This is a genomic window from Pseudofrankia coriaricola (genome assembly GCF_001854805.1).
GTDB lineage: Bacteria > Actinomycetota > Actinomycetes > Frankiales > Frankiaceae > Pseudofrankia.
Genome location: NZ_MBLO01000058.1, coordinates 20,401 through 45,430, shown reverse-complemented (window position 1 = coordinate 45,430; position 25,030 = coordinate 20,401). Strand labels below are relative to the sequence as shown.

At 71.7% G+C, this 25,030-nt stretch carries 23 protein-coding genes and 1 pseudogene; 8 read left to right on the top strand and 16 right to left on the bottom strand.

Going from position 1 to position 25,030, the window contains the following annotated elements; all coding sequences use genetic code 11:
• Positions 1–79 precede the first annotated feature (79 nt).
• The 11 genes from BCD48_RS11075 to BCD48_RS11025 all read right to left on the bottom strand — a co-directional run bounded on the left by BCD48_RS11075 (position 80) and on the right by BCD48_RS11025 (position 12,172).
• Positions 80–2,302 (bottom strand): MMPL family transporter, encoded by a 2,223-nt coding sequence (locus BCD48_RS11075; protein WP_071048267.1) that lies wholly within the window; start codon positions 2,300–2,302, stop codon positions 80–82.
• A 150-nt stretch (positions 2,303–2,452) separates the two neighbouring features.
• Positions 2,453–3,541 carry a vWA domain-containing protein gene (locus tag BCD48_RS11070; RefSeq protein WP_071048266.1) on the bottom strand — a complete coding sequence of 363 codons (1,089 nt, stop codon included), beginning with the start codon at positions 3,539–3,541 and terminating at the stop codon, positions 2,453–2,455.
• Positions 3,541–4,500, bottom strand: a complete 960-nt coding sequence (locus tag BCD48_RS11065) for a VWA domain-containing protein (RefSeq protein ID WP_071048265.1) — start codon at positions 4,498–4,500, stop codon at positions 3,541–3,543. Before BCD48_RS11065 ends, BCD48_RS11070 begins: the two co-directional genes overlap by 1 nt.
• Positions 4,497–5,384, bottom strand: coding sequence for a DUF58 domain-containing protein (locus tag BCD48_RS11060; protein ID WP_071048264.1), 888 nt, complete (start codon positions 5,382–5,384; stop codon positions 4,497–4,499). Before BCD48_RS11060 ends, BCD48_RS11065 begins: the two co-directional genes overlap by 4 nt.
• Positions 5,385–5,548: 164 nt before the next feature.
• Complete coding sequence (locus BCD48_RS11055; RefSeq protein WP_198543199.1) at positions 5,549–6,676, bottom strand: AAA family ATPase; 1,128 nt, start codon at positions 6,674–6,676, stop codon at positions 5,549–5,551.
• A gap of 28 nt (positions 6,677–6,704) precedes the next feature.
• Complete coding sequence (locus BCD48_RS11050) at positions 6,705–7,493, bottom strand: S1C family serine protease (RefSeq protein WP_071048263.1); 789 nt, start codon at positions 7,491–7,493, stop codon at positions 6,705–6,707.
• Between the two features lie 406 nt (positions 7,494–7,899).
• Positions 7,900–8,334 carry a hypothetical protein gene (locus tag BCD48_RS50570; RefSeq protein ID WP_131803904.1) on the bottom strand — a complete coding sequence of 145 codons (435 nt, stop codon included), beginning with the start codon at positions 8,332–8,334 and terminating at the stop codon, positions 7,900–7,902.
• A gap of 498 nt (positions 8,335–8,832) precedes the next feature.
• Entirely contained in the window at positions 8,833–9,165 is a 333-nt protein-coding gene (locus tag BCD48_RS11040) for a putative quinol monooxygenase (RefSeq protein WP_071048261.1), read from the bottom strand.
• Between the two features lie 313 nt (positions 9,166–9,478).
• Positions 9,479–9,931 (bottom strand): hypothetical protein, encoded by a 453-nt coding sequence (locus BCD48_RS11035; RefSeq protein ID WP_083418463.1) that lies wholly within the window; start codon positions 9,929–9,931, stop codon positions 9,479–9,481.
• Positions 9,928–10,341 (bottom strand): resolvase, encoded by a 414-nt coding sequence (locus tag BCD48_RS11030; RefSeq protein WP_071048260.1) that lies wholly within the window; start codon positions 10,339–10,341, stop codon positions 9,928–9,930. Before BCD48_RS11030 ends, BCD48_RS11035 begins: the two co-directional genes overlap by 4 nt.
• 928 nt (positions 10,342–11,269) lie before the next feature.
• Positions 11,270–12,172 (bottom strand): hypothetical protein, encoded by a 903-nt coding sequence (locus tag BCD48_RS11025; RefSeq protein WP_131803902.1) that lies wholly within the window; start codon positions 12,170–12,172, stop codon positions 11,270–11,272.
• Between the two features lie 577 nt (positions 12,173–12,749).
• Between BCD48_RS11025 and BCD48_RS11020 the strand changes: the two genes are divergently transcribed.
• Entirely contained in the window at positions 12,750–13,145 is a 396-nt protein-coding gene (locus BCD48_RS11020; protein WP_071048258.1) for a replication initiator, read from the top strand.
• A gap of 147 nt (positions 13,146–13,292) precedes the next feature.
• Here the strand turns inward: BCD48_RS11020 and BCD48_RS56495 are convergent.
• Positions 13,293–14,069, bottom strand: a pseudogene (locus tag BCD48_RS56495) (recombinase family protein); the annotation flags it as partial.
• A gap of 133 nt (positions 14,070–14,202) precedes the next feature.
• Positions 14,203–14,643, bottom strand: a complete 441-nt coding sequence (locus BCD48_RS11010; RefSeq protein WP_071048256.1) for a nitroreductase/quinone reductase family protein — start codon at positions 14,641–14,643, stop codon at positions 14,203–14,205.
• Positions 14,644–14,765: 122 nt separating this feature from the next.
• Between BCD48_RS11010 and BCD48_RS11005 the strand changes: the two genes are divergently transcribed.
• Entirely contained in the window at positions 14,766–15,146 is a 381-nt protein-coding gene (locus BCD48_RS11005; protein WP_083418462.1) for a MarR family winged helix-turn-helix transcriptional regulator, read from the top strand.
• Positions 15,147–15,417: 271 nt separating this feature from the next.
• Here the strand turns inward: BCD48_RS11005 and BCD48_RS11000 are convergent, their stop codons facing one another.
• Positions 15,418–16,404: an asparaginase gene (locus BCD48_RS11000; protein WP_071048254.1), complete on the bottom strand. Its 987-nt coding sequence runs from the start codon at positions 16,402–16,404 to the stop codon at positions 15,418–15,420.
• A gap of 457 nt (positions 16,405–16,861) precedes the next feature.
• Here BCD48_RS11000 and BCD48_RS10995 point away from each other — a divergent pair, with 457 nt between their 5' ends.
• Entirely contained in the window at positions 16,862–17,692 is an 831-nt protein-coding gene (locus BCD48_RS10995; protein WP_071048253.1) for an SAM-dependent methyltransferase, read from the top strand.
• Between the two features lie 72 nt (positions 17,693–17,764).
• Here BCD48_RS10995 and BCD48_RS10990 read toward each other — a convergent pair whose 3' ends face one another.
• Entirely contained in the window at positions 17,765–18,082 is a 318-nt protein-coding gene (locus BCD48_RS10990) for an alpha/beta hydrolase (RefSeq protein WP_349308009.1), read from the bottom strand.
• Between BCD48_RS10990 and BCD48_RS10985 the strand changes: the two genes are divergently transcribed.
• Both BCD48_RS10985 and BCD48_RS10980 read left to right on the top strand, forming a co-directional pair.
• Positions 18,081–18,920, top strand: coding sequence for a MerR family transcriptional regulator (locus BCD48_RS10985; RefSeq protein ID WP_071048251.1), 840 nt, complete (start codon positions 18,081–18,083; stop codon positions 18,918–18,920). The two genes, BCD48_RS10990 and BCD48_RS10985, sit on opposite strands and share 2 nt — an antisense overlap.
• A 96-nt stretch (positions 18,921–19,016) precedes the next feature.
• Positions 19,017–19,343, top strand: a complete 327-nt coding sequence (locus BCD48_RS10980) for a VOC family protein (protein WP_071048250.1) — start codon at positions 19,017–19,019, stop codon at positions 19,341–19,343.
• Positions 19,344–19,451: 108 nt separating this feature from the next.
• Here the strand turns inward: BCD48_RS10980 and BCD48_RS10975 are convergent, their stop codons facing one another.
• Positions 19,452–20,720: a lipase family protein gene (locus BCD48_RS10975; RefSeq protein WP_157910468.1), complete on the bottom strand. Its 1,269-nt coding sequence runs from the start codon at positions 20,718–20,720 to the stop codon at positions 19,452–19,454.
• Between the two features lie 296 nt (positions 20,721–21,016).
• On the opposite strand from BCD48_RS10975, the gene BCD48_RS10970 reads away from it, so the two are divergent.
• From BCD48_RS10970 to BCD48_RS10960, 3 genes are read left to right on the top strand one after another with little or no spacing between them, the layout of a single operon-like run.
• Positions 21,017–21,631: a PadR family transcriptional regulator gene (locus BCD48_RS10970; RefSeq protein ID WP_071048248.1), complete on the top strand. Its 615-nt coding sequence runs from the start codon at positions 21,017–21,019 to the stop codon at positions 21,629–21,631.
• Positions 21,628–22,356, top strand: a complete 729-nt coding sequence (locus tag BCD48_RS10965) for an ABC transporter ATP-binding protein (RefSeq protein ID WP_071048247.1) — start codon at positions 21,628–21,630, stop codon at positions 22,354–22,356. Before BCD48_RS10970 ends, BCD48_RS10965 begins: the two co-directional genes overlap by 4 nt.
• Positions 22,353–24,860: an FtsX-like permease family protein gene (locus BCD48_RS10960; protein WP_083418460.1), complete on the top strand. Its 2,508-nt coding sequence runs from the start codon at positions 22,353–22,355 to the stop codon at positions 24,858–24,860. Before BCD48_RS10965 ends, BCD48_RS10960 begins: the two co-directional genes overlap by 4 nt.
• Positions 24,861–25,030 lie beyond the last annotated feature (170 nt).

Genomic DNA, 25,030 nt, shown 5'->3' with positions numbered 1-25,030 from the left:
CGGTCGGGTGTTCCGGCGGGATTTATCCGGAACGGGTCCGGCATATTGGTCGGCATTTGCCGCAAAAAGAGCCGGCGAGTCACGTCGCCGCGGGCACGGAGCCTGCCGCTCGCCCGGCGCCGACGCCGAGCTCGGCCCTTGGCTGAGGTTCGGGCTCGGGTGCTGGCTGAGGTTCGGGCTCGGGTTCAAGTCTGGGGAGGAGACGGTCGAGCCAGCGCGGTAGCCACCAGTTGGCGTGGCCGAGCAGGAACATGGTCGCCGGGACGACGAGCAGCCGGATGAGGGAGGCGTCGATCAGAACGCTGACGCCCAGACCGAGGGCGAGCATCTTGATGACGACGTTGCTGGAGAGCAGGAACGCGAGAAAGACGCTGGTCATGATGAGGGCCGCGCAGGTGATGACGCGGGCGGTCGCGGCGAGGCCGTCGGCGACGCTGCGGCCGTTGTCGCCGGTGGCGAGCCACCGCTCGCGGACTCGGGACAGCAGGAAGACCTCGTAGTCCATGGAGAGCCCGAACACGATGGCGAACATCATCATGGGCACGTAGGACTCGACCGGCACCTTCTCGCCGACGCCCAGCAGCGAGCCGCCCCAGCCCCACTGGAAGACGGCGACGACGACGCCGTAGGCGGCGCCGATCGAGAACAGGTTGAGCACCGCGGCCTTGAGAGCGAGGAAGGGACTGCGGAAACTGGCGAGCAGCAGCAGGAACGCGGCGGCGATGACGACGGCGATGATGACCGGGAGCCGCGCCGAGACCTGGTCGCGAAAGTCGAGGCTCGCGGCGAGGTTTCCCGTGATGTAGCCATGACTACCAGTCCCGGCGAGCACATCGGGCAGCGTCTGGTCGTTGAGCCGGGCGAGGAGCTGGTCCGTGGCCGCGTCCTGCGGGCGCGTGGCGGATACGACGGTGGCGACGAGCAGCGACCCGTCCGTGGTGGTCCTCGCCGGGGTGGCAGCGGCGACGCCCGGGGTGCCGGCCAGCGCGCGGTCGAGGCCGGACGCCAGCGCGGGCCTCGACGCGCCGTCGGCGAGCTGGACGACGACGGTGAACGGGCGGTTCGCGCCTGGTCCGAACCCGTTGCTGATGGCGTCGTAGGCGCGGCGATCCGTGTAGGAGGTCGGGTTGGCCCCGGCATCGACGTGGCCAAGCGTCATCGACAGCATCGGGAACGCCAGTATCGCGAGCACGGCGACCCCGGCGCCGAGGAAGCGCCAGGGGTGGCGACTCACCCGGGCCGCGTACCGATGCCAGCCCGTGTCGCCCAGGTCACCGTCCGCCCCGCCTTCGGCCACCGGGCGGCGCACCCGCAGCCGGTCGATGCGCCGCCCGGCCAGTCCCAGCAGCGCCGGTACCAGCGTCGTGGCCGCCAGTGCGGACACGGCGACGGTGATCGCCGCCGCCAGGCCGAGCTTGCCGATGAACCCGATGCCGGAGGCGAACAGCCCGAGCATGGCGATGACCACCGTGGCGGCCGCGACGAGCACGGACTGGCCGCTGGTGGAGACGGCGCGGGCGGCGGCCTCGGCCGGCTCGACTCCGTCCATGACGAGCTGGCGGTGCCGGGTGGCCAGGAACAGGGCGTAGTCGATCCCGACCCCCAGCCCGATCATGATGCCGAGCGTGGGTGCCACGGAGGCGAAGGTGGTGGTCGACGCGACGATGCCGAGCACCCCGATGCCGGTCCCGACGCCGACCAGCGCGGTGAGGATCGGCAGCCCGGCCGCGTAGACGCTGCCGAACCCGACCAGCAGCACCACGATCGCGACGCCGACGCCGATGACCTCCGACAGTGCCTCGTTGGCCTTCGGCCGTGCGGCCTGGCCCAGGACACCGCCGTAGTCGACGTTGACACCGGCCGCCCGCGCCCCGGTGACCGCCTGGTCGACGGAGGCGACGTAGGACGGCCCGAGGGTCTTGGGGTTGACGTCGAAGCGCACCGTCGCGTAGGCGGTACGGCCGTCCTTCGACGTGGTCGCCGCTGCCAGCGGGTCGCCGACGAACAGGACGTGCGGCAGCCTCGCGACGTTGCCCGCCGCCGTCGCGAGCTGGGACGAGTACGGCCGCAGCGTGGTGCCCCGGGCGGTGAACACGAGCTGCCCGCTCAGGCCGCCCGCCTTCGGCTCGTGCGCCCTGAGCAGGTCGGCACCCTGCTGCGCCGACGATGCGGGCAGCTGGAAGTCGTCCGAGTAATCCCCGCCCGTGGCGCGATGACCGAGCGTCGCGGCGACGAGGAGCGCGATCCAGACGGCGAGAACCCACCACCCGTGCCGCGCGCAGAACCGGCCCAGGCGCGCCATCGAACCCGACCATGACGCTGTCACGAGCGACACGGTAACCCGCGCGGTGGAAAGGCCTCGTCGAGGAGGTCTGGAGCGGCCACCGCGGCCTCGCTGTGGGCCATCAATGCCTGGGGCACCGACCCGGAATCCCGCTGGGTTCCTCGTTCATCAGGTGGCTGGTGGGCGGCGTACCCGGTTCCACCACAGGGACAGCGCGACGGCCACGGCGACGAGCAGGCCGCCGATGCCGGCGAACACGGCGGCGATGTCCTTGTGTCGGTGGGTCACGGTGATGTTGCGGGGGAGGGCGGACAGCGCGTCCTGAAGCTGGCCCGCGTTCTGCGCCCGGTAGTAGGTGCCGCCGGTGGCGCCCGCGACCTGCCGCAGCGCGTCCTCGTCGATGATCCGCGGGTTGCGGTCGCCGAACCGGCCGCCCCCGCCCCCGCCGCCGAAGCCGCCACCACCCCCGAAACCGCCGCCGAAACCGAACGGGCTGTCACCGACCTGCGAGCTGCTGCACACCAGCGGCGCCGGCGTCGTCGTGCCGAAACCGATCGTGTAGACCCGCAGGCGGCGCGCCGCGGCCTCCTTCGCCGCGGTCTGCGGGTCCACGCCCTGGGTGTTCGCGCCGTCGGTGAGCACGACGATGACGTCGGCCGCGTACGCCGCCCCGGCGTCGCCGCCGTCGAGGTTCACCCCGGTTGGCGCGACCGTCGGGTCGACGTCGGCGATCGCGTCGATGGACGTGAGGATTCCCTGGCCGATGGCGGTGCCGCGCGACGTCGTCAGGCCCTTCAGCGCCGCCAGCAGCTTGTCGGTGTCGTCGGTCGGCGGGACGAGCAGGCCCGCGACGCCCGCGAAGGTGACCAGGCCGATGCGGGAGCCACCCGGCTGCGCCCTGATGAAGTCGGCGGCCGCCTTCTCAGCGGCGGTGAGGCGGTTCGGGGACACGTCGGTGGAGCACATCGAGCCCGAGACGTCCAGTGCCAGCAGGATCGTCGTCGAGTTGGACGTGACCGGCACGGTCGCCTGCGGGCGGGCCGCGCCGAGGCCGAGCGCGGCCAGCCCGACGAGCAGCAGGGCGACGGGGACGCGTCGCCGCCACAGCGTCCGGCCCGGCAGCGCGACGCGTACCAGCGCGACCGACGTGACGCGCACCGCGGCGCGCCGGCGCCGCCGCCGCGCCCACCAGGCGACGGCCGGCAGCAGCGGTATGACCAGCAGCGTCAGCAGCGCCCATGGCCAGGTGAGGGACATCAGACGACCCTTCCCGTGCGCAGGACGGTGAGGACCCCGCCGGCGGCCAGCAGCAGGACCGCGAACGCGGTGAACGCCCCGGCCAGCGGAAGGTCCTCGTTGTGGGTGGTCAGCCGCAGGTCGATGGTCGACGCGACGCCGTCGAGCTCGGGTGTGTCCGACGCGGGGTGGTAGGAGCCGCCGGTCGTCTGGGCGATGGCCTTCAACGTGTCCTCGTCCAGCGCGGTGTGCAGCCGGTAGCCGTCGACGGTGACGACCCCGCCGGCCGCGGTGCCGACGCCGACCGTCTCGACGTGCACGCCGGCGGCCTGGGCGGCATCGGCGGCCGCCTCGGTGGCGTCGGCGTTGCCCCCGTCCTCACCGTCGGAGAACAGCACGATGGTCGCCGAGCTCCAGTAGCCGAGGTCGGGCACGGTGCCGTCCGGCCCCAGCCGGACGGTCCTGCCCGTGATCGCCGAGAGCGAGGTGAGGAGCGCGTCGGCGAGCGACGTGCCGCCGGTGACGCTCAGGCGGTCGATCGCGGCCTCGGCCTCCGCGTGGTCGGCGCCGGGGAGGTGAGTGGTGATCCCGCCGTTCTGGAAGGCGACGATACCGACGTTGACGCTGCCGGGCTGGGCGTCGACGAACGCGGTCGCGGCCTTCTTCGCCGCGTCCAGCCGGGTGGGCTCGACGTCGGTCGCGGACATGCTGTTCGACACGTCCATGGCGACGATCACCGTTCCCGCGGCGCGGGAGACCGGGACGGACGCCGCCGGCCCCGCCGCCGCGACCGAGAGCACCGCGATGCCCGCGAGGCTCAGCCAGAGGCCGAGCTGGGGAGCGCGCCGTCCCGCGGCGGCGGCCACTCCCGCCGCCGCGAGCGCCGCCCGCCGCCGGCGGGACGCCTTCACGGTGGCGACGGCGAGCGCCACCACGACGAGCACGCCGAGGACGAGCAGCCAGGGAACGGCGAGGCTCACGCACGCCTCCACTGGGTGCTGGCGACGACCGCGACCAGGGATGAGATCAGGTCACGGTCGGTGTCGATCCGGTGCAGCGGGACCCCCGCCCGGCGCATGCGGCCGGCCATCTCGGCCTCGCGCTCCGCCACGGCGTCGCGGAACCGGGCCCGGAACAGCGGGTCGCTGGAGTCGACGAGCACCTGCTCGCCGGTCTCCGCGTCCTCGACGAGGACGAGCCCTGCCTCCGGCAGGTCGTCGTCGGCCGCGTCGACGACGCGCAGCGCCACGACGTCGTGCCGGTGCGCGAGGCGCAGCAGCGGCCGCTCCCACTCGCCGGTGCCGATGAAGTCGGAGACGACGATGATCAGCGACCGGCGCCGGGCCAGCGACGCGGCGGTCGCCAGCATCGCGGCGAAGTCGGTGGGGCCCGCGGTGGGAGGCGCGGTGGCCGTGCGGTCCAGCTCGTGGCCGATGCGCAGCACGTGGGCGCGCCCGGTGCCCGGCGGCACGACCCGTGTGGCGACGCCGTCGTGCAGCAGCGCGCCGACCCGGTTGCCGCCCCGGCCGAACAGCCTGGCCAGGGTCAGCGCGAGGTCGGCCAGCACGTCGTGCTTCCCGCGACCTGGGGTGCCCACCGTCATCGACGCCGACCGGTCGAGGACGAGCCACAGGGTGAGCTCGCGGTCCTCGGTGAACTGGCGTACCTGCGGCTCGTCGAGCCGGGCGGTCGCGTTCCAGTCGATGCGGCGGGCGTCGTCCTCCTCGACGTAGCCGCGCAGGCCGGCGAAGTCGAGGCCCGCGCCGCGGTACGCCGTCCGGTAGGAGCCCAGCACCCGCCCGTCGAGGCGGCGGATCACCCGCCACTCCAGGCGCAGCAGCAGCCGGTCGGGCGCGCTCGTCATGGCGCCGTCTCCGCGGCGGGCGCGGGCCCGGCGGGGCCTTGCCGGCAGGGCTCGGGAGGGATGCGGGGTGAGCGGGGGACATCGGGCGCCACGAGGACATCGGGTGCCACGAGGACATCGGGCGCCACGAGGACATCGGGTGCCAGGGGGATGCGGCTCACGGCTCACCGGTCCCGCAGCGGGACCTCGGGCATCGGCACGGCCTTCAGCACGCCGGCGATGACCGTGTCGGGATCGACGTCGTCGGCCAGCGCCTCGTACGACAGCACGACGCGGTGGCGCAGCACGTCGGGGGCGAGCTCGCGCAGGTCGTGCGGCACCACGTAGTCCCTGCCCCGCAGGTATGCCAGCGCCCTGGCGCCCAGCACCAGCGCGATCGACGCGCGCGGGCTGGCGCCGTAGGTGACGTAGCGCTCCAGCTGGCCGAGCCCCACCGTCCCCGGCGAGCGGGTGGCCGTGACCAGCCGCACCGCGTAGTCGACGATGGCCGGGTCGACGTACACGTCCTGCACGCGCGCCCGCATCCGTACCAGGTCCTCGGGGGAGAGGATCGCCTGGGGCGCCTCGGGCGGCCGCAGGGCCCGGTCGACGATGGCGTTCTCCTCCACCGCCGTCGGGTAGCGCACGACGACCTTCATCATGAAACGGTCGACCTGGGCCTCCGGCAGCGGATAGGTGCCCTCGGACTCGATCGGGTTCTGGGTCGCCATGACCAGGAACGGGTCGGGGACGTGGAAGGTCTCGCGCCCGATGGTCACCTGACGCTCCTGCATCACCTCCAGCAGCGCGCTCTGCACCTTCGCCGGGGCCCGGTTGATCTCGTCGGCCAGCAGCAGGTTGGTGAAGACCGGGCCGAGCGAGGTCTCGAACTCGCCGGTGTGCTGCCGGTAGACCCGGGTGCCCACCAGGTCGGCGGGCAGGAGGTCCGGCGTGAACTGGATGCGTTGGAACTGCCCGCCGATCGCCCCGGCCAGGGACTTCACGGCCAGCGTCTTGGCCAGCCCGGGCACGCCCTCGACGAGCAGGTGGCCGCCGGAGAGCAGGCCGACAGCCATCCGCTCCAGTAGCACGTCCTGCCCGACGATCGTGCGTTTGACCTCGAACAGCACCTGCTCGAGCGGGCTGGCGGCGGGAGGCGCGGCGGTCGCGCTGCTCGCTGTGGCGCTTGTGCCGCTCGCCGCCGTGGCGCTCGCCGCGGTCGTGGCGTTCCCGCTGGCCGGCTGCTGGGCGCCGCCGCCCTTGGGCCCCATCAGGGTCAGGTATCGTCGCTCGGCCTCGCCTTGGTTCGACATCGTTATCTTTTCGATACCTTCCGTGATGTCAGATCTGGGGTCCGCGGCCATCGCCAGGCCCGTTGCCGCCGCCGAGCGCGCTGCCGATGGGCACGGCGAAGCCGATGCCGGCGAACGCGTCGTCATGGCCCGGGTCGGCGATGGAGACGACGATTCCGACGACCAGGCCGTTCGCGTCGAGGAGCGGGCCGCCGGAGCTGCCCGGATTCACCGAGGCGTCGAACTGGATGAGGCCGGTGAACGTGCCGCTGTCCGTCGGGGCGGTGCGGCCCACACCCGAGATGACGCCGGACGAGACGCTGTAGGTCAGCCCCAACGGGTTGCCGACCGCGACGACCTCCCCGCCGACCTCGACTCGGCCGCCGAGCGTCGCCGGCACCACGGTCTGCGGCAGGGTCGCCGGGGTGAGCGTCGCGATGTCGGTCTTCGGGTCCGCCGACGCCACCGTAGCGGCGGAGGTGGTGCCATCGGCGAAGACAAGGCTGATGGCGCCGCCGTCGGCGATGACGTGGTTCGCGGTGAGGACCATGCCGTCATCGGCGGCGATCACGCCCGAGCCGAGCGACCCGTCGGCCATCCGCACGACGACTACCGACGGCCCGATCCGCTGGTAGATGTCCGCGACGCTGGGAGTCTCGCCCGCGGTGGGGCTCGCCGATACGGCCGGGCTGGGGAGCGCCTCCGAGCGGTCGCCGGGCCGCAGCGCGAGCGCCACGACGGCGACGACCAGCGCGACGACGAGGACACCGCAGGCGGCCAGCACGCCGAGGGTGCTGCGCGGCCCCAATACCGCCCGAGGGCCGGACCAACGCGCCATACCGCGACAGTGCGGGCCGTACCTTAGCCGTACCTGAACAAACGCTGTGCCCGACGTCAAACGCTACCGATTCTTTACCGGATACGACGCGGGAACCGTGCCGGATGGCGCACATCTCGTGACGGCCGCTCGTCGGAGGCTGTCTGCTCCGATGCCGGCTCCGGCGGCGGCGGTCAGCCCGTCCCTGCATGGGTTGACCGCCACGGCTGTTCCGCAGCCGCGCGGCGCGGGGTGCCTGACTAGTACCGAGCCGGCGGGTCATCGACCTAGTGCCGGTTCGCTCTGGCCATGCCCCCGCGCCATTTCCCGGACGGGCGGACGTGGCTGGGCGACGTTTCCGCGGTCGTCAGGGACGCTCCGCGGTCGTCAGGGACGCTCCGCGGTCGTCAGGGACGCTCCGCGGTCGTCAGGCGGCGTGCCAGCGGGCGCGGTCCGGGCTGTTGGCCGTGGTGCCGCACACCATCGGCGTGCCCTTGTCGGTGATGCCGGTGGCGCCCGCTGGGGCGCAGAACGCGCCGGGGTGGACGAAATCGCTCTGTGCCGGTTGCTGGGTGGTCGCCGGAGGGGCGGGCGCTGGCGGGGCGGCGGCCCTGGTCGTCGCCGGTGCCGGCGCGGGTGCGGCCGGCCTGGGCGCCTGCGTCGTCGTCGCCGCTGCCGGCACCGGCGCGGCCGGTTGCGGTGTCTGCCGAATCATGGTCGGCTGGCCGCTCGGTGGCGGGGCCTGGCTGGTCGCCGGGATCGAGGCGATCGAGGTCGCCGAGGCTGTGGCCGTCGTCGGCGACGAGCTTGAGACGGCCGCGAGCGCTGGCGCGATGCTCGGCGACGGGCTGTCGGCGGACACGCCCGATGTCGACGAACCGGCGCCGGTGGCGAGACCCGCGGTGCAACTCGCCACGACAAGAAAGAAGAGGAAGAGCCCCGCTGCGGAGAGACCCGCGAGAACGCGGTGCCGACGCGCCCAGCCGGCTAACTGTCCGACCCGATCCCGCGGGCGAGGTGGTTGAGGTGGATTTGGGCCGAAAGGTGGCCATGGTGGCGGAACAGGACGATTTGCCATGAGCGATCCCCCATCGCACAAACTGCCCAGGAAGTGGGCAGGCAGGCACTGTATTCGCCTGAACCCAACAAGCTGGGTGGGAGATCGACAACGCGACCCAAACGCGTTCAGTGGGGTGGCGGGCTCCTAGCGCCGCCTCGGCCACAGTTGGCCCCGCCGCCCCGCCACGAGCTTCGAGCCGCGGACTGGGCGAACGTTGCCGTGGACGGCGCCAGCTCCTGGCTTTTGCCAAGGTGGAGGGTGGCGTGGGCGGTCCGCCAGGTCCGGGCACGCGTCGGGCGGTCAGTCCCGCGCGGGAACGGCCATCTCGCCGAGCAGGGACCAGTTATCCTGTGGAACGGTCACGTTGAGGATGCGCGGGGTTTCGGCAAGGTGCTGGGGCAGTGTCTGCTGCGCGGCCCGGAAGTGCGCGGACTGGACGTGCGCGGCGCCCGCGTCGTCGTCCCGGAATGCCTCGACGAGAACGTATTCCGCGGGGTCCTCGATGCTGCGCGACCAGTCGAACCACAGGCAGCCTGGTTCATTCCGGGTCGCCCGGGTGAATTCCTCGACAATGGCCGGCCACTGTTCCGCGTCCTCGGGTCGGACGCGGAACTTGACGGTGATGAAGATCATCAGACTCCTTTGTCGACGGTCGACCTGACCGCGCGTGCTGACCGTGCCCGGCCGGCCCTGCCCTGCCGCGCGATGTCATGCCCCGCGGTGTCGAGCGCCGGTGCCGCGCTGCGACCCTACGCGACGGCCCACCATCAGTCCCGGACCGGGACCGGGACCGACGCGGTCCACATGCCGTCCGCGGCAACGTCCGCCCGGTCCGGATATCGAAGGTCGCCGGGACTGTATCCGGATCCGAACTCCGAGCCCCTGCCGGTTCGGATTCGAGTACCCATCTTTCATGTAGGACAACTGACCTGGTGTGATGATCGGTCTACTGGGGTTGGCAGTTGCAGCCTCGGGGGCGCACGACGCTGGCTAGCGCGACGACGGCGGCGGGGTCTTCGCGTTGTATCAGGCCGAAGATCCGGGCGCCGGTTGCCGGGTCGTCGGTGGCGGTCAGCAGTGTTCCTACCGCGACCTGGAACGGGGTCAGGCCCCGGTCGGGCATGCCGGTCACGTCGGGTATCCAGCCGTCGGCCACGGTCGCCGCGTCCGGGTCGCCGTCGTGCCCGGTGTCCGGTGCGGAGGGGTCTGGCACGCCGCGCGGAAATCGGCGGAACAGTAGCGTTGTCCCGCCGTCCAGGGACGTGTGATCGACGAACGCCGCCGGGGGTAGTCCCGCTACTACGGTGGCGATCTCGGCTGGGGTCGCTCCCGCGAGGATCTCCAGGCCGTAGCCGTTGCCTGGCAGGGCCACGACGCGGGCCAGCGGCCAGCCACTCATGCCGCGACCCCCGTCCCGGCCAGGGCGACGCTTGTGCCGAATTCGGCGACCAGGGGGCCGAACGACGCGACGTCGGCGGTGTCCCGGCCGAACTCGGTGATCAGCAGCCGTACGCCGGCATGCCGCAGCAACACCAGTTCCCGGGCGATGTCCCGCTCGGTCGCGCCGATCGTCTCCAACGTGTCGACGACGACCACGTCCGCCCGGCGTGCCCTGACCAGCCGGCGCACTGCGGCCCATGCCCGGCCGTCGCCACCGCCTCGGCCGAGCTGGCAGACCACTGGGCCCGCTGTCCAGCCGCGCGCCGCGCACTCGTTCTCGAACGCCTGCCGCTGGTCCGTCAGCGAAGCCGCTCCGACGCCGCGACGGGCGAAGCACACTGCCCGTACCCCATCTGACATACTCGCCATTGGGTTCCGCTCCTTCTGTGAAAGGATTGGGATCAAGGCCCGGGATTGGTGTTACCAGCACCTTCCCGGGCCGCTTTATTGATTTATCTTTCACCTCTCATAATACTTCACCAGACCGCGCGGCGCGGCCAATTCGGCGAATTCGAGCGGCCAAGAAGCGAGCATTTACCGGCCGGGCGAATATCGGCATGCATGCGCTCTCCTGGTTTCACATGAAACATTTCCCCCGTTCTCTGGCGACGCTTTCCGTGCCGTGCGACATAGGGTTACCTGGCCGCGTGGTGTTTCTTTCTTCACGCGCTAATAGCGGCCCGCGTATTTCCGGCGTCGCCCGTGTAAATGTCTGGGGGCGTTGTCTTCGGCCCTCCCATTTTTCCTCCCCCATCCCCCGCAGGTGCCGCACGTAGCGGCATGGTGGCGGTGTCAAGGGTCGCCCGAAGGGTGGTCGGCGAAGCCGACGGGCGTAGCCCGCCCTTGATGCCGTCACCAGGCCGTTAGATCATCGGCACAGCCGGGGAATGGGCAACCCACTGCCACCCGCCGCGCGACGCGACGGCACTCCCGCTGGCCGTGGCCGGTCGCGTTGGTGCTGACGGAGTCCGCGGTGCGGTCTCGGACGACGGGGGCCAGGCCGTCAACCCGTGACGTCAGGGTCCGTGTGCCGGGTGAGCCGCGTCGCCGGGGGCGGAAGTTTGGGCGGGGGCGGAGGGATGGACGCCCCCGCCCGTGTCGTGCCCGCCGTAGTAGTACTCACCGGAGTGTCGCTGAATATCAGCGGAGCCTCGCCCGCTGGAGTAGCTGCAGCGGCGATGGCGAGCGGCAACGCGACGAGTACGTTGCTCCATTCGTAGAGGCCATCGACGGGTCGGCCGTAGTGGAACGCGCCGAATGGGGCGGTCGGACACTCCTTCCGTTTCGGCGAGGCGTGTCAGGCGGTGATGAACTCGAAGGGCACCTGCAAGGTGGATGCCGGGTCGGGGCGCAGGACCCCGTGGTCGAGGGTGTGGGGCGTGCCGCGTTCGTTGAGGTCCTTGGCCTTCGCGTCGACGTCGACCACAGCGATGCGGATGGTCCAGGCACCGGGGCCGAGCTGCTCGTAGGCGTCGCCGACCCGGCCCGGTCCGGTCGGTTCGACGAGTTCGAGGCGGGTGCTGCGCGGAGTACTGAACGGCATTACGGCGCGACGGTGACCGTCCTCATTGGCGACTGAGCTGGGTGTCCAGCGTAGGTTGCGATCGAGCGCGGCGAGGGTCGTGTCCAGGTTCTTCACCAGGTACTCCCGAGCCACCATCCGCACCATGGTTTCGGGCTGGACGCCCGGTGGGATGTCGGCCGGCGCCTGGAAGGTGTCGTCGGGGAGGCCGAGGTGGCCGCTCTTGGTTGCCTCTATGAACAGGCCGGCGTCCGCGGTTGGATCGTAGGTCCGCGAGGCGGGGTGGCCGCCAAGGTAGAACCGGTCGCGGGCGTCGGGTGGGTGGTACCCGACGGCGACGCCGATGCCCTCAAGATGGTCGGCGAGTTCGGCCATCTGCTCGTCGGTCATGGCGAGTTCGGTGGCGTGCCACTTGATTGCCCGGTCGCCTTGGTGTTCTGAGACCTCGCGGGCGGGAAAGACGGGGGCGCCGCCCGGAAGACCCTCAATGGTGCCGGGCGCTACCAATTCCAGGAAGGTCGGGGCAACGGCGTACTTCGGGTGGACGCGGCAGAACACAGCGTCGATGCCAGGGCCGCTGCGATACGACCTCGGGCGCGGCTCGGGGATGCCGATCGCGCGGCGCAATGTCTCGACGCCAGCGTGAATGTCGTCGATCAGGATGCTGACAGTCGTCATCAGCTGATACATCCGAAGCAACTCCCAGATACTAAGAGGGAGATTATCTTACAGATCGAGACAAGACCGGTCCAGCGTTGTGACGAGGTCGATGGCAGCATCCCATCCGAGGCTGCTCGTCTCCGCTTCGGAGGCGGCCCGGCGTTCGTCCACGTCCGGGGACGGCGGGCCACGATCAGTGTCGAGGGCAAGGGCTACCCGAGCCGCAGCTAAGCCGACCCGGCGCGCGCCGGCGAGACCGAGCCGACAGCGCCCAGTACCCAGGCGGGCCACTGGTTCGCGCAGGCAGAGCAGCGCGAACAGGCGGCTTGCTCGGCGAGCCGTTCGAAGAGGAACTCGGCGACGAGCTCTCGCCGCTGCCGGCCAGAGAACCCGACCGCGCGCCCCGCCGAAGCACGCAACGCCGTACGGCCAGCGTGGCGGCTCATTTCGCCTTGGCGACGGGCCGCCGCTCCGACGCGCGCGGGCGGGTGGCAGCCCGACACGTCCGGGGGTGCCGAGCGAAGCGAGGCGGGGCCCCCGTGGCGTGGCGGGCTGACGGGCCCAAAGAAAGCTCAAGATAACGACGGCGGAGCGCATGACGGCGATGGAGCAGACCTGCTGGCGCCTCGGCAACGACCGAGCCTTCGCGGAAGCGCTCGATGTGGCGGCGGGCCGTGTCCCGGGGCGGACGGTCGGGCTTATCCGCTGGTCCCACGCCTATGGCTTTGCAGGCCACTGGCTGACGAAATCGCGCCGGTACAGCACGACGTTTCGGGAGTTGCGCGGGGTGCGGCGGCGCTGGTCCCGGCTGCTGGCGGCGGCCCTGTCCGGCCGCCCCCTGGGCCTGGACGGCGACGGCGGCCCGGTCGTGCTCGATGAGTTCGGCCGTCCGGACGGGGACCCGGACACGGTGGTCGTCGGGCAGTGGCGCTATGTCGGTCGGGGTCGTGATCCGGCTGCGGTGGCGGACTCGTCGGGGGCGGGGCCGTGACGCGGCGGCGCGGGTCGGGGCCGTTGACCGGGGAGATCGCGCTGCCCTTCGACGACCACGACGACGCGGCCGGCGGCGCGGACCTGGCGGGGCAGGTGGCCGCCGAGACGGTGAGCACCGAAGGTCCCTCGCCCCATCCGGGCCCTGCGCGGCGTACCAGCCAGCCAGCCGCGGATTCCGCAACATCATCCGAACCGACGTCATCGACCACAGCGACGGCGCATGGTCGTGATGCGTCTTACCGGGGCCGGGAATCCCACGGCTGTTGAGATCGGCGCAGATCTTCCCGGTGGCCTCGCCAGCGGCCAGGCGGCGCGCGATCTCGCGCACGATCCTGGCCCGGTCGTCGTCGACCACCCACGTGACCACGATCTTGCGGCCGTTCGGGGACAGGTCCACCGTCCGGCGCCACCCATACGGCGGCCCCCCGCCCGACCACTCGTGCGCGCCGCGCTTGCGGGCGTGCCACCGGTACATCCGGTCACTGATCTGCTCGGACTCGTTGACGGCGTCGGTGGCCTTGTCGCGGTAGGCCACCCGCCCCGCCGTGGTCGACAGGTCGTAGGCGGTGGACCCGCCCGACACGTCGATCGCCACCACCGACCCGCCCGCCTGCCGCATCAACTTCGAGAACGCGGCCACGGCGGTCTCCTCCCGGTTCAACCGGGACGCTTCCACCACCAGCACCATCGGCACGTCCGCGCTGTCGCGGATGTCGGCGATCATCCGCTCATAGTCCGGGCGGACCACATCGTCACGGCTCGCCGTGATCCCGTTGTCGCAATACCACTCCGCGATCGTCACGCCGTGGGTCGCCGCCCACAGTAAGATCAGTTCCCGCTGGGCCTCGACGCCTAGGGCCTCCCCGGTCTGGTCGATCGACCGACGCAGGTAGGCGACATACCGTGACCGGCGGTGCGCCATGGGATCAAACCTACGGCCCGACCTGGACCGACCGGAAGACTGCACCATGTGTGACATGGGTACAGATCCGCCGGTCAAGCTCGTAGCGCGGTGACGCGGTGGTGCGGCTGGACCGGCCTTGGCTTCCCCGCGGTCAGGCTCGGGGTGTGGAGCGGGTGATACGGAAGGTCGGGTGGTCCGCCGGATCGGGCAGGGCACGGAACGAAGCGCCAACGGTGGGCATCCGGCCGTAGCTCGCGAGGTAGGCGTCGATCAGTGGCGGCCGGGCCGACACGGGGACGTCGGTGACCTCGATGTCCTCGGTTCGGCCCTCGTGGTCGAGCCGGCCGTGACCAGTGGCAGCCAGGTTCAGCGACCAGTCGGTCTGACCGCGGGCGGCGATGAGGTAGCGCTCGCCGTCGTGGTGCAGGACGGCGACGGGGACCCGTCGCGTGCGGCCGCTCTGCCGGCCGACCACCGAAAGCTGCCAGACGACGTCGGGGCGGAAACGGGCCGCCATCCGGTTGCCCACGACGCGGGCGAACCACGGCGGCTTCAGGTAGCGGCGGGACGTGTCGGCGGGGTGTGTGCTCATGACGACAACCGTAGACATCGAATGTTTCGATGTCAAAGCATTAGGCATCGAAGTATGAGTATGCTGTCCGCGTGCCTCCCACCCGCTCTCCGATCGGCCTCCACCTGGCACGGACGGCACGGGTGGTCAGCCGCGCGTTCGACGAGGCGCTGGCGGCTGGCGGCGGGTCCATGCCAGTCTGGCTGGTGCTGCTCAACCTCAAGACGGGCGGCGCCCTGGCCAACCAGCGCGAGCTGGCCCGGGCCGTGGGCATCCGGGAGGCGACGCTCACCCACCACCTCAATGCCATCGAGGGTCAGGGCCTGATCGTCCGGCGGCGCGACCCGGCGAATCGGCGGATTCAGAATGTCGAGCTCACCGCGGCGGGGGAGGAGGCATTTCTGCGGCTACGCAAGATCGTCGTCGACTTCGACCGCCGTCTCCGCGACGGCTTCGCCGACCAGGAGATCGTCGACCTCGAGCGGCAGCTCGACCGCCTCGTGAACAACGTCGCCGGCGCCTGACTGGGCCGGTCCAACGACAGTGGATGCACTGCTGGCGTTTCTTGCTGCTGGCCAAATGAAAAACCTCGAGGGCGAACCCGATGACCGTCGCGTAGGCGCCGAAGATTCCGCCAGGTCACGGGTCTCCCCATGATCTGGTGGGATGTCCGGGGTTCTGTCGTCCACAACTCCACCAGATCACGCGCTGACACCAACCCGTCCCGTGGCGCGCGTTCTTCTGTCGTCTCGCGGGGCCGGCCGAGGCCAACCCTGTTCACCAACGGTCTGTGGTCTACCGACGGGAGATGGGTGCATCGACCGCGGCGCGGAGGTCCGCCGACCAGCCGAGCTCGCCGACCTGTTCGCCGCCGCCGGTGACCGGGACCGCGCGCCATCGCGCGACGGCCTGGCCTTGGCTACGCCAGTAACTCAGCGCGGCGCTGAGCAGTGGCCCCAGCCCGCGTGCCGCGCCGTCGTCGAGCTTGGCGGCGAACGACCGACCGTCAGGCAGCGAAGCGGCGATTACTGCCTCAGCACCGTCCTTGGCGAGCAGACCCGGCACGTCGGCGACGAGGTGCGTGATGGGCCGGCGAGTTCCCCCGATGTGTGTGGGGTGTTCCTTCATCGCCGAGGACACGAGCGCGGCGGATCCGTCCACGGCCCGACTCAGGCCAGCGAAGGAGCTTGCCAGCCCGATGAGACTGATCGCGTGCGCGGGCGCGCCACATCCGTCGACCGCGGTCGCGGCGACCGGCTGACCGGCGTACCGCGCGACCGCCTCTCGGATGAGAACCTGCAGGGGATGCGTCGGCAGCCGGTAGGTGCTCGTGTCCCATCCGGCCGCGCGACACGTCGCGAGCATCGCCGCGTGCTTGCCCGAGCAGTTGTGGCAGATCCGCGCCGGCTCGCCGCGCTCCCTGATCCACTGGAGGCGTGCCTCCTCACTGCCGGGCCATGCCGGCGGGCAGCGCAGCGCCTCCTCGTCGAGGCCCGCGGACGCCAGGATCGCTCGGACCGTCTGACGGTGCACGGGCTCGCCGTCATGGCTGGCGGCGGCGAGGGCCAACTGTTCGCGCCGTCCCGGAAATCCGACGTCGACCATGGCGGCCGCCTGCAGAGGCTTGAGACACGAGCGGGCGAAGATGGGGCGGTCTGGCATGCCGAAGGAGACCTCGACCGCGCCGCCGGCGTCGAGGAGGACCAGCGAGCCCCGATGCCAGGACTCGACGGTCCCCGACCGCGTCGCGGTGAGCAGGACCGGATTCGCGGCGTTACCCATGCTCGTGCCGCCTACTCATCCGGGCGGACCCATGAATATCGGCACTCGTTGTGCCCGCGACGCTCAACACCGCCATCAGCCCGATTCTGTCCACGGATCCGGTGCCCGCGCGTTTCCATGTTGCCGGAAACACTGATGTCGACAGAGCACCTCGCCGCTACGGAAGCGGGTGCCGCGAGACCTGCCGCCGTCGCGGGTTCGGGTGGTGTCCAGCACCGATCGGAGGCCTTGCGGCGGGAGGCTGAGGGCCTCGGGCGCTCGATTACTGGTAGTAACCATGACCCGGCGGCATACCCGGGATGCGAGGGCGTCCCTGGCTCCGATGGTCGCTCAACGGGGTGGGTCCGTGTCAGGGCGAAATGCCGATGGTGTAGGAATTGTGCTGATCCATTGACCATGGGTGCTTGATCACACTGTGGGTCGCTCGGCGGCCGGGACTCGACGAGGAGGGACGTGGATGTCCAACCAGCAGCAGGAGCCCGGGGCCGCCGCTACGCAGGCGGAGCCAGCCGAGATCGACGTGACCAGGCCGAGCATCGCCCGGGTGTATGACGCCGTCCTCGGCGGCAAGGACAACTTCGAGGTCGACCGGGCCATCGCCGACGAGGCGCTGCGGATCGTGCCGGAGATCGGTGACGTCGGCCGGTACAACCGGGCGGTCCTCCGCCGGGGCGTCACCTTCCTGACCAGGGAAGCCGGGATCCGCCAGTTCATCGACCTCGGCTCGGGCCTGCCGACCGTCGAGAACACGCATCAGGTGGCCCAGCGCCAGACACCGGGCGCCCAGGTCGTGTACGTCGACAACGACCCGATCGTGCTCGCGCACGGGCGTGCTCTGCTGGCCGAGAACGACAACACGAGCGTGGTCACCGCCGACCTGCGCGATCCGGCCGACGTTCTCGCCCGCCCCGAGATTTCCAAGCACATCGACCTGTCCCAGCCGGTGGGTGTGCTCCTCATCGGCGTCATCCACCATCTTGGCGACGACGAGGACCCCAACGGGATCGTGGCCGCCTACCTGGACGCCATTCCGTCGGGCAGCTATCTCTTCCTGACCCATTTCTGCGCGTCGAGCCCGGACGCCGTGGCGCTTGAGGACGCCATGCTCCGGGATCTCGGCACCGGGCGGTTCCGCACCCTGGATGAAATAGCTGGGTACTTCAGCGGGCTGGAACTGCTGGATCCAGGCGTCGTCTACCTGCCCGAATGGCGGCCGGACGAGCCGGTGAGCCCCCCGCTGACAGTGGGGCAGCGTCTCATGGCTGGCGGAATCGGCCGCAAGCCGTAGCCGCGGCTGTCCTCGATGCCGGGCGATGCCCTCGGCGGCAGCCGGGCCGCGGCGTCGGGACGCTGGTGATCGTCAGGACGCTGGTGATGCCGCGAGGCACCGTGACAGGAACTGGCCGGCCCGGTCGAGTGCCTCGTCGGCCTCCTCCAGCGCCCCCGCGAAGTTCTGGAACACGTGCGGTACGCCCGGCCAGATCTCCAGCGTGACGTCGACGTCGTGGGCGCCGGCCTGACCGGCGAGGCGCACCGCGTCGTCGAGCAGGATCTCATGTGCCCCCACCTGCACCAGCAGGGGCGGCAGCCCGGAGAGGTCGGCGAACACCGGCGTTCCCTGCCGTCCGCCCGGGTGGTGTTGACTCTCCCGTTGCCGGAGGGTCGAAGCTCGACCCATGTTCGAACCGGACCCCGTCGTGTCGATCGGTGAGTTCTCCCGGCTCACCTACCTGAGCGTCAAGACGCTGCGGCATTATCACGACGTCGGCCTGCTGGAGCCAGCCGCGATCGACCCGTCGACCGGCTACCGGCGCTACTCGCTGGACCAGGTCCCGCGGGCGCATCTGATCCGCCGGCTGCGGGATCTGGACATGCCGGTGCCGGAGGTGCGCGCGGTTCTGCGGGCGCCCGACGACGTTGCGCGCGACGCGACCATCCGGTCCCACCTGGAGCGGATGGAGGCGGAGCTCGCCAGAACACGGGGCGTCGTCGCCTCGCTGCGCGAGCTGCTCTCGTCCGCGCCGTCCGCGCCGCTGGCTGTGACGTTCCTGGACGTGCCGGTCCAGCCGGTCTTCGCCGTGCGTGCGACCGTGGCGGCCCTCGACGCTGGTGGCTGGTACGCGGACGCGCGGCTGCTGCTGGACTCCGCGCTCGCCCACGTCGACGCGCGCGCGGCCGGGCCACATGGGGCGACCTGGGCCCACGAGTACTTCGAGGACGAGCGCGGCGAGGTCGTCGCGTTCGTGCCGGTCCCGCGCGGTGCGGCGCCTCGCGCGCGGGATGTCGCCGCGGGCGTCGAGAGCATCGAACTGGCCGGCGGACGGTTCGCTGTCGCCGAGCACCTCGGCGGGTTCGACGACTTCGACCGCACGTACGGCGCGCTCGGCAGCCATGTCGTCCGCCACGCGGCCGGCCTCCCGGACGCGATCCGCGAGGTCTACCGCGTCGGGCCGGACGGCGACGACCCTTCCGTCGCTCGTACCGACGTCTACTGGCCCGTCCGGGCCACCGCCTGAGAACGGCTTCGCCTGGTCGCGCCCCTCTGGAACAAGGCCGAGGCGCCCGCCTGACCGACCCACCGATCTGACCGACCCAACCGAAAGGAACCTCCGATGTCTCTCGCCATGGCCAGCGTGGTCGTCGACAGCACCGACACGCTCGCGCTCGCGCGGTTCTGGTCCGACCTGCTCGGCGCGCCGATCGCCGACGGCGCCACCGCCGACTGGGCGACCGTCACGAGCACGCCCCCGCTATCCTTCGCGCTCGTCCCGGACAAGAACCCCGGTAAGAACGTGCTGCACGTCGACCTGGCGGCCACCGACCCGGCCGTCGAGGTCGACCGGGCGGTCGGCCTCGGCGCGAAGCGGGTCGCCGACCACGACGGCTGGACGACCCTGGCCGACCCGGAGGGCAACCTGTTCGACATCGCCGGCCCCTGACCCCCCTCGTCGGCGGATGAGCATCCGGCCGCGGCCGGGGCGGCAGACGCGTCGGCAGCTGCCGCCCCGGCCTCGGCCTCGGCGTGACGGATGGGGCTTGCGGGCTCGTCATCGTCGGGTGAGGTCCCGCAGGAGCCGCAGGGAACCGAGGACGGGGATCGGGAGACGGGCGGCGAGCGGCCAGGCCCTCGACAGCGGCAGGTGCCTCATCGACGGCAGCGGGACAACTGTCGGAAGGTGTCCTCGAGAAAGATCGGAGATGTTTTCCATCCGGTCGTCGCCATACTCGCTGCGATGGTTGGCGCAGGCTTCGATGTAGTTCTGCGGGAAGTGATCGGAGATCGTATAGGGCAGCAGCCCGTTGAAAATGGGGATCTGTTCCATGGGGAACGCGAGGAAGGCCCCGCCGAGGCCAAGAATGCTGGCCATCGGGCGGATTGGCCGGGCGCTTTCCGTCCACTTGCCGTTGTAGCGGTACTCGGCGCCGAAATGGGCGAAGGGGCCGAGATCGGCGGCCGGCACCCGGGGTACCGGATCCTGCCGGTAGATGTAGCGGAGCACCGGCGCCCGGTACTGGGGCGGCACGGCTTCGTAGCCCTCGTCGATCCCGGCCGGGCCGATCATGGGCTGGCCGAAGGTGTAGACGGCCCGCAGCGCCGTGCCGAGCTCGTCCTGGTACGCGGGGTCGGTCATGAGCATCAGGCCCATGATCGCGGCCATGGCCCCGCCGAGGCTGTGGCCCGTGACGTAGAGCGCCGGCCTTTCGCGGGCGGGGAGCCGCGCCGGCCGGGGTGAAGCCTTGCCTGCGTCTTCCAGGGGCCGCCTCGCCATCGCGAACTGAAGTGTCCGCAGGACCTCGGACCTGGTCGACCGCAGGTTCCGGTAGAAGCCGCCGTGCACGGGGTAGGCGCGGTGACCACCGAGATCGACCAGGCTGGGCTCGCGCGAGTGGATCTCCATGTCGGTGAGCCAGTTCATCAGGCTCGACGGGTCGGTGCCGCGGTACACGAGGATGACGACGTCCCTTTTCTCGCTCTGCACGACGAAGACCGTCGAGCGGATGAGCATGGCGTCGTTTCGCTCGGTGATGATGCGGCACCTGTTGCGGGGCAGGCCCATCCGCACCAGCATGGCGGACAGCGCGTTGATGCCCCGCAGCTCGTCGGGGTCGCGCTGGGTGGACTCGACCTCCCCGTACGCGTACCCGGAACAGACCGCCAGAACATGGCGGACCACGTCGTCCGGCTGGTCGTCGCACGTGAGCCCGGCCAGGCGCCGTTCCAGACCCCGATATACGGGGAATCCCTTGTTCTTCGTGTCGTACTTATATGGCCGAATATCATCGTAACTCAATACCTGGGCATTACTTACCAGCATTTTTCGGCCCTCGCGTTCCGCCCTCGTTTTCCGCGGCCAGCCTTGTCGGCCCCAGTTTCGTGGGCAGTTCCGCGACGCGCCGGACGCCGACCGGGCCACGCCCTCGGTGTCGGCCATCCGATGCCAGCTGGCTGGCTGGTGCGCGGGCTGGTGCGCGGGCTGGTGCGCGGGCGGGTGCGGCGATCTCGATGCCTGGCCGCCGCCCCGCGCTCATCGGTCACGGCACTGGTCGGGGGTTGCGGACGGTCGCCATATACCGGGTATGATACCGGGTATACCCCGAAGGGATGGTGCCCATGAGCGTGCGACATGCCCTGCTGGCCCTGCTGAGCGAGGGGCCGAAGTACGGGCTCCAGCTGCGCCAGGAGTTCGAGGCGCGCACCGGTGAGATCTGGCCGCTCAACGTCGGCCAGGTCTATACGACCGTGGCACGCCTCGATCGGGACGGCCTGGTCGCGTCCGACGACGGCGAGGAGCCGGGGCCGCAGAAGGCCTACCGGATCACGCCGGAGGGCGGCGAGGAGCTGGCCGCCTGGCTGCGGACACCGCCCGCCGCCGAGGCTCCGCCCCGCGACGAGCTGGTCATCAAGATCCTAGTGGCGGCGCGGCTGCCCGGCGTCGACGTCGCCCAGATCATCCAGGCGCACCGGCGCCACCTGGTCGAGACGATGAGCCGGTTCACCCGGTTGAAGCAGGACGCCGCCGAGGACGACCTCGGCCTGCTCCTCGTCGCGGACGCCGAGATCTTCCGGCTGGAGGCCTTCGTCCGGTGGCTGGACTCCGCGGACGCGCGCCTGCGCCACCACACACCGGTGGCCGTTCCCCCGGCCGTCCCTTCGACGGCCGCGAACCACACCGCCGCGTCGGCCGCGCCGGCGCGGCGCGGCACGGGCGCGAGGGCGGCCCGATGACGACCACCATCCTCGAGCTGCGCGGCGTGACGAAGGTGTACGGCTCGGGCGCGACCGAGGTGCACGCGCTGACCGACATCGACCTGACCGTCCGGGCCGGCGAGATGGTCGCCGTGATGGGGCCGAGCGGTTCCGGCAAGTCCACCCTGCTCACCATCGCGGGAAGCCTGGAGCAGCCGACCAGCGGCGAGGTCCTGGTCGAGGGCACCTCGATTGCCGGCATGCCGGCGGGCGACCGGGCCCGGATGCGACGCCGCCACATCGGCTACGTCTTCCAGGACTACAACCTGCTCCCCGGGCTCACCGCCACGGAGAACATCGCGCTGCCGCTGGAGCTGGACGGGGTGCGGGCCAGGAAGGCGTCCGCGGCCGCGCGGCGGGTCCTGACCGACCTGGATCTCGCCGACCGGGCCGGCAGCTTCCCCGACGAGCTGTCGGGCGGGCAGCGCCAGCGGGTCGCGATCGCCCGCGCGCTCGTCGGCGAGCGCCGGCTGCTGCTGGCGGACGAGCCCAGCGGCGCGCTGGACACCCAGACCGGCGAGGCCGTCATGCGGCTGCTGCGCAGGGCGTGCAAGGCGGGGGTGGCCGCGGTGCTGGCCACCCACGACGCCCAGCTCGCCGCGTGGGCCGACCGGGTCGTGTTCGTCCGCGACGGCGTGATGGTGGACGAGTCCGGGCCGGCGGCCGGCCCGGAGTCGCTGCTCACCGCGGACGCACCCCGATGAGCGTGCAGGCGCCACCGCGCCCGCCCGCCCCGGCCCCTGCTCCCGGCCCCGGTCCAGCACCGGACGGCCCGGCCAGGCGTGGCCCGGCCGGAGGAGGGTTCCCGGCCCGGCGGGCGATGGTGCGGTGGGCGTGGCGGATGCTGCGCCGCGAGTGGCGCTCCCAGGTGCTGGTGACGCTCCTGCTCCTGCTCACGGTGTCCGTCGCCGTGTTCGGAGGCACCGCCCTCTACAACGCCCCGCCGTCGTCCGACCCGGTCCTGGGCACGGCCGACAGCGTGTACGTCCTGAGCGCGCGGAACAATCCCCAGGCGGTCGCCGCGGACATCGCCACCCTGCGTGCCCGGTTCGGGGTGGTCGACGTCGTCGGTCACACCGCACGGACCGCTCCGGGACTCGCGCTCCCGGTCGACTACCGCGCGCAGGTGCCGCGCGGCACGTATACCGCTCAGCTCCTCGGCCTCGTCCGTGGCCGCTACCCGTCCGGGCCCGGCGAGGCGGCCATCACCGCGGGGATGGCCGAACTGCTCGACCTGCGGCTCGGTGGCAGCGTCGGGCTGGACGGGCACCCGCGGACGATCGTCGGCATCGTCGAGAACCCCAGCGACCTGAAGGACGCCTTCGTTCTGGTGGCACCCTCGACCGGCCCGCCGCCGAGCACGGCGTCGGTGTTCGTCGGGGCCGATGTGCGCCACACCGACGACCAGCGCCTCTCGACGTCGACGCAGCGCCTCGGCCAGGGGCCCGACAACCAGCGTCTCGTGATCGTCACGCTGATCCTCGCCGGGGCGACGATCCTGCTGCTCCTGGTCGCGTTCGTTGCCGCCGCCGGGTTCGGCGCCCTTGCCCACCGCCGGCTGCGCCAGCTCGGCATGCTCGCCGCCGTCGGCGCGACGGCCCGGCACATCCGACTGGTGATGATCGCCACCGGTCTGCTGGTCGGCCTGGTCGGAGCGGTCGCCGGCACCGTCGCCGGGCTCGCTCTCTGGCCGCTGGCGACGGGCTGGCTGACGTCGGCCACGGGACACCGGGTGGACCGGCTCAACATCCCGTGGTTCCTGGTCGGTGCCGTCGCGGTGCTGGCGGTGGCGATGTCGGCCGCGGCGGCGTGGTGGCCGGCCCGGACGGTGTCCCGGCTCCCGGTCACGCTCGCGCTCGCGGGCCGCCCGCCCGCGCCGCGGTCCACCCGGCGACCGGCGGCGCTCGCCGCGGTCCTCCTCGCCGTGGGGCTCGGCTGCCTCGCCGCGGGGGAGAAGGACAGCCCGGCGCTGACGGTCGGGGGCACGCTGGCCACGGCGCTGGCGATTCCGTTCGCGGCGCCGTTCGCGATCAGGCTGCTCGGGTGGCTCGGCGCCCGCGCCCCTATCGCGGTCCGGCTGGCCCTGCGCGACCTGGCACGCCACCAGGCGCGCGCCGGGGCGGCCCTGGCCGCGATCAGCCTGGCGCTCGGCGTCCCCGTGGCCATCGTCATCGTGGCGACGGACATCCAGGCGACCCCGACGACCGGCAACCTGAGTGACCGTCAGCTGATCGTCCGTATCGCCCGGCCCGGTGACCCGCCCTCGCTCATCCCCATCCGGACCGAGCAACAACTGCGGGACCTGTCGACGGCGGTCGGCCGGATGACGACCGGGCTGCCAGGCCCGACCGTCCTCCCGCTGGACATGGCGTACGACCCCGCCGCGCCGGCCGAGGCCGGGGTGGCGAGCGGCGAGCCCGTCCGGCACGCCCAGGAGTTCGGCATCCCGAGGAGCGAGAACGTCTCCGAGGCAGTGGTGGTCTATGTCGCCACGCCGGAGCTGCTGCGGCTGCTCGGCGCCGACCCGGCAAGGATCCCGGCGTCCACCGAGGTGGTCACCAGCCGCGCCGGCCACCTGGTCCTGTTCAAGGCGGCCGACCGCACCCAGACAGATCCGTCCATCACGCGGATCCGTGGCAGCGGCTACACCTCGCTCCCGGACACGCTGCTCACCGCCGGCGCGGTGCGCCGGTGGGGACTCACGCCCGTGCGCGCCGGCTGGCTGGTCGAGTCCGCCCAGCCTTTCGCAGCGGACCAGCTCGCCGCGGCCCGTCGCATCGCCGCCGAGGCCGGGCTGACCATCGAGGCCCGGGACGGGCAGGGGGCTGTCGGGACGGTCCGGGCCGGTTCCACGGCCGGCGGGCTGCTCGTCGCGCTCACCGTGCTGGCGATGGCTGTCGGCCTCATCCGGGGCGAGGGCGCCGCCGACCTGCGGACCCTGACGGCCACCGGCGCGACCGCCGGGATCCGGCGCACCCTGACGGCGGCGACGGCCGGCGGCCTCGCCCTGCTCGGGGTGCTGCTGGGAACGGCCGGCGCCGGGCTCGGCCTGCTGGCGGTGTACCGGCACGACCTCGCGGTGTTCGGCCGCATACCGACGATCTACCCGCTGCTGTTCCTGATCGGGGTGCCTTTGGCGGCCGCGGTCGGCGGGTGGCTGGTCGCCGGGAAGGAGCCGGTGGACATCGCGCGCCGCCGAGGGGACTGACGGCGCGCCGGCCGGGCGGCCGGCCGGAACCCCGCCGGCTGGGCGTCCGCGCTGGTCACGCGGTTGAGCCGATTTCAGCGGACTCCGCATGGGCAGACTCCGCGTGAGCCGGCTGTATCGGAACGTGAGCACTCTGACGCGGTCGGCTGGGGGGTGCTACATGTGCAGGC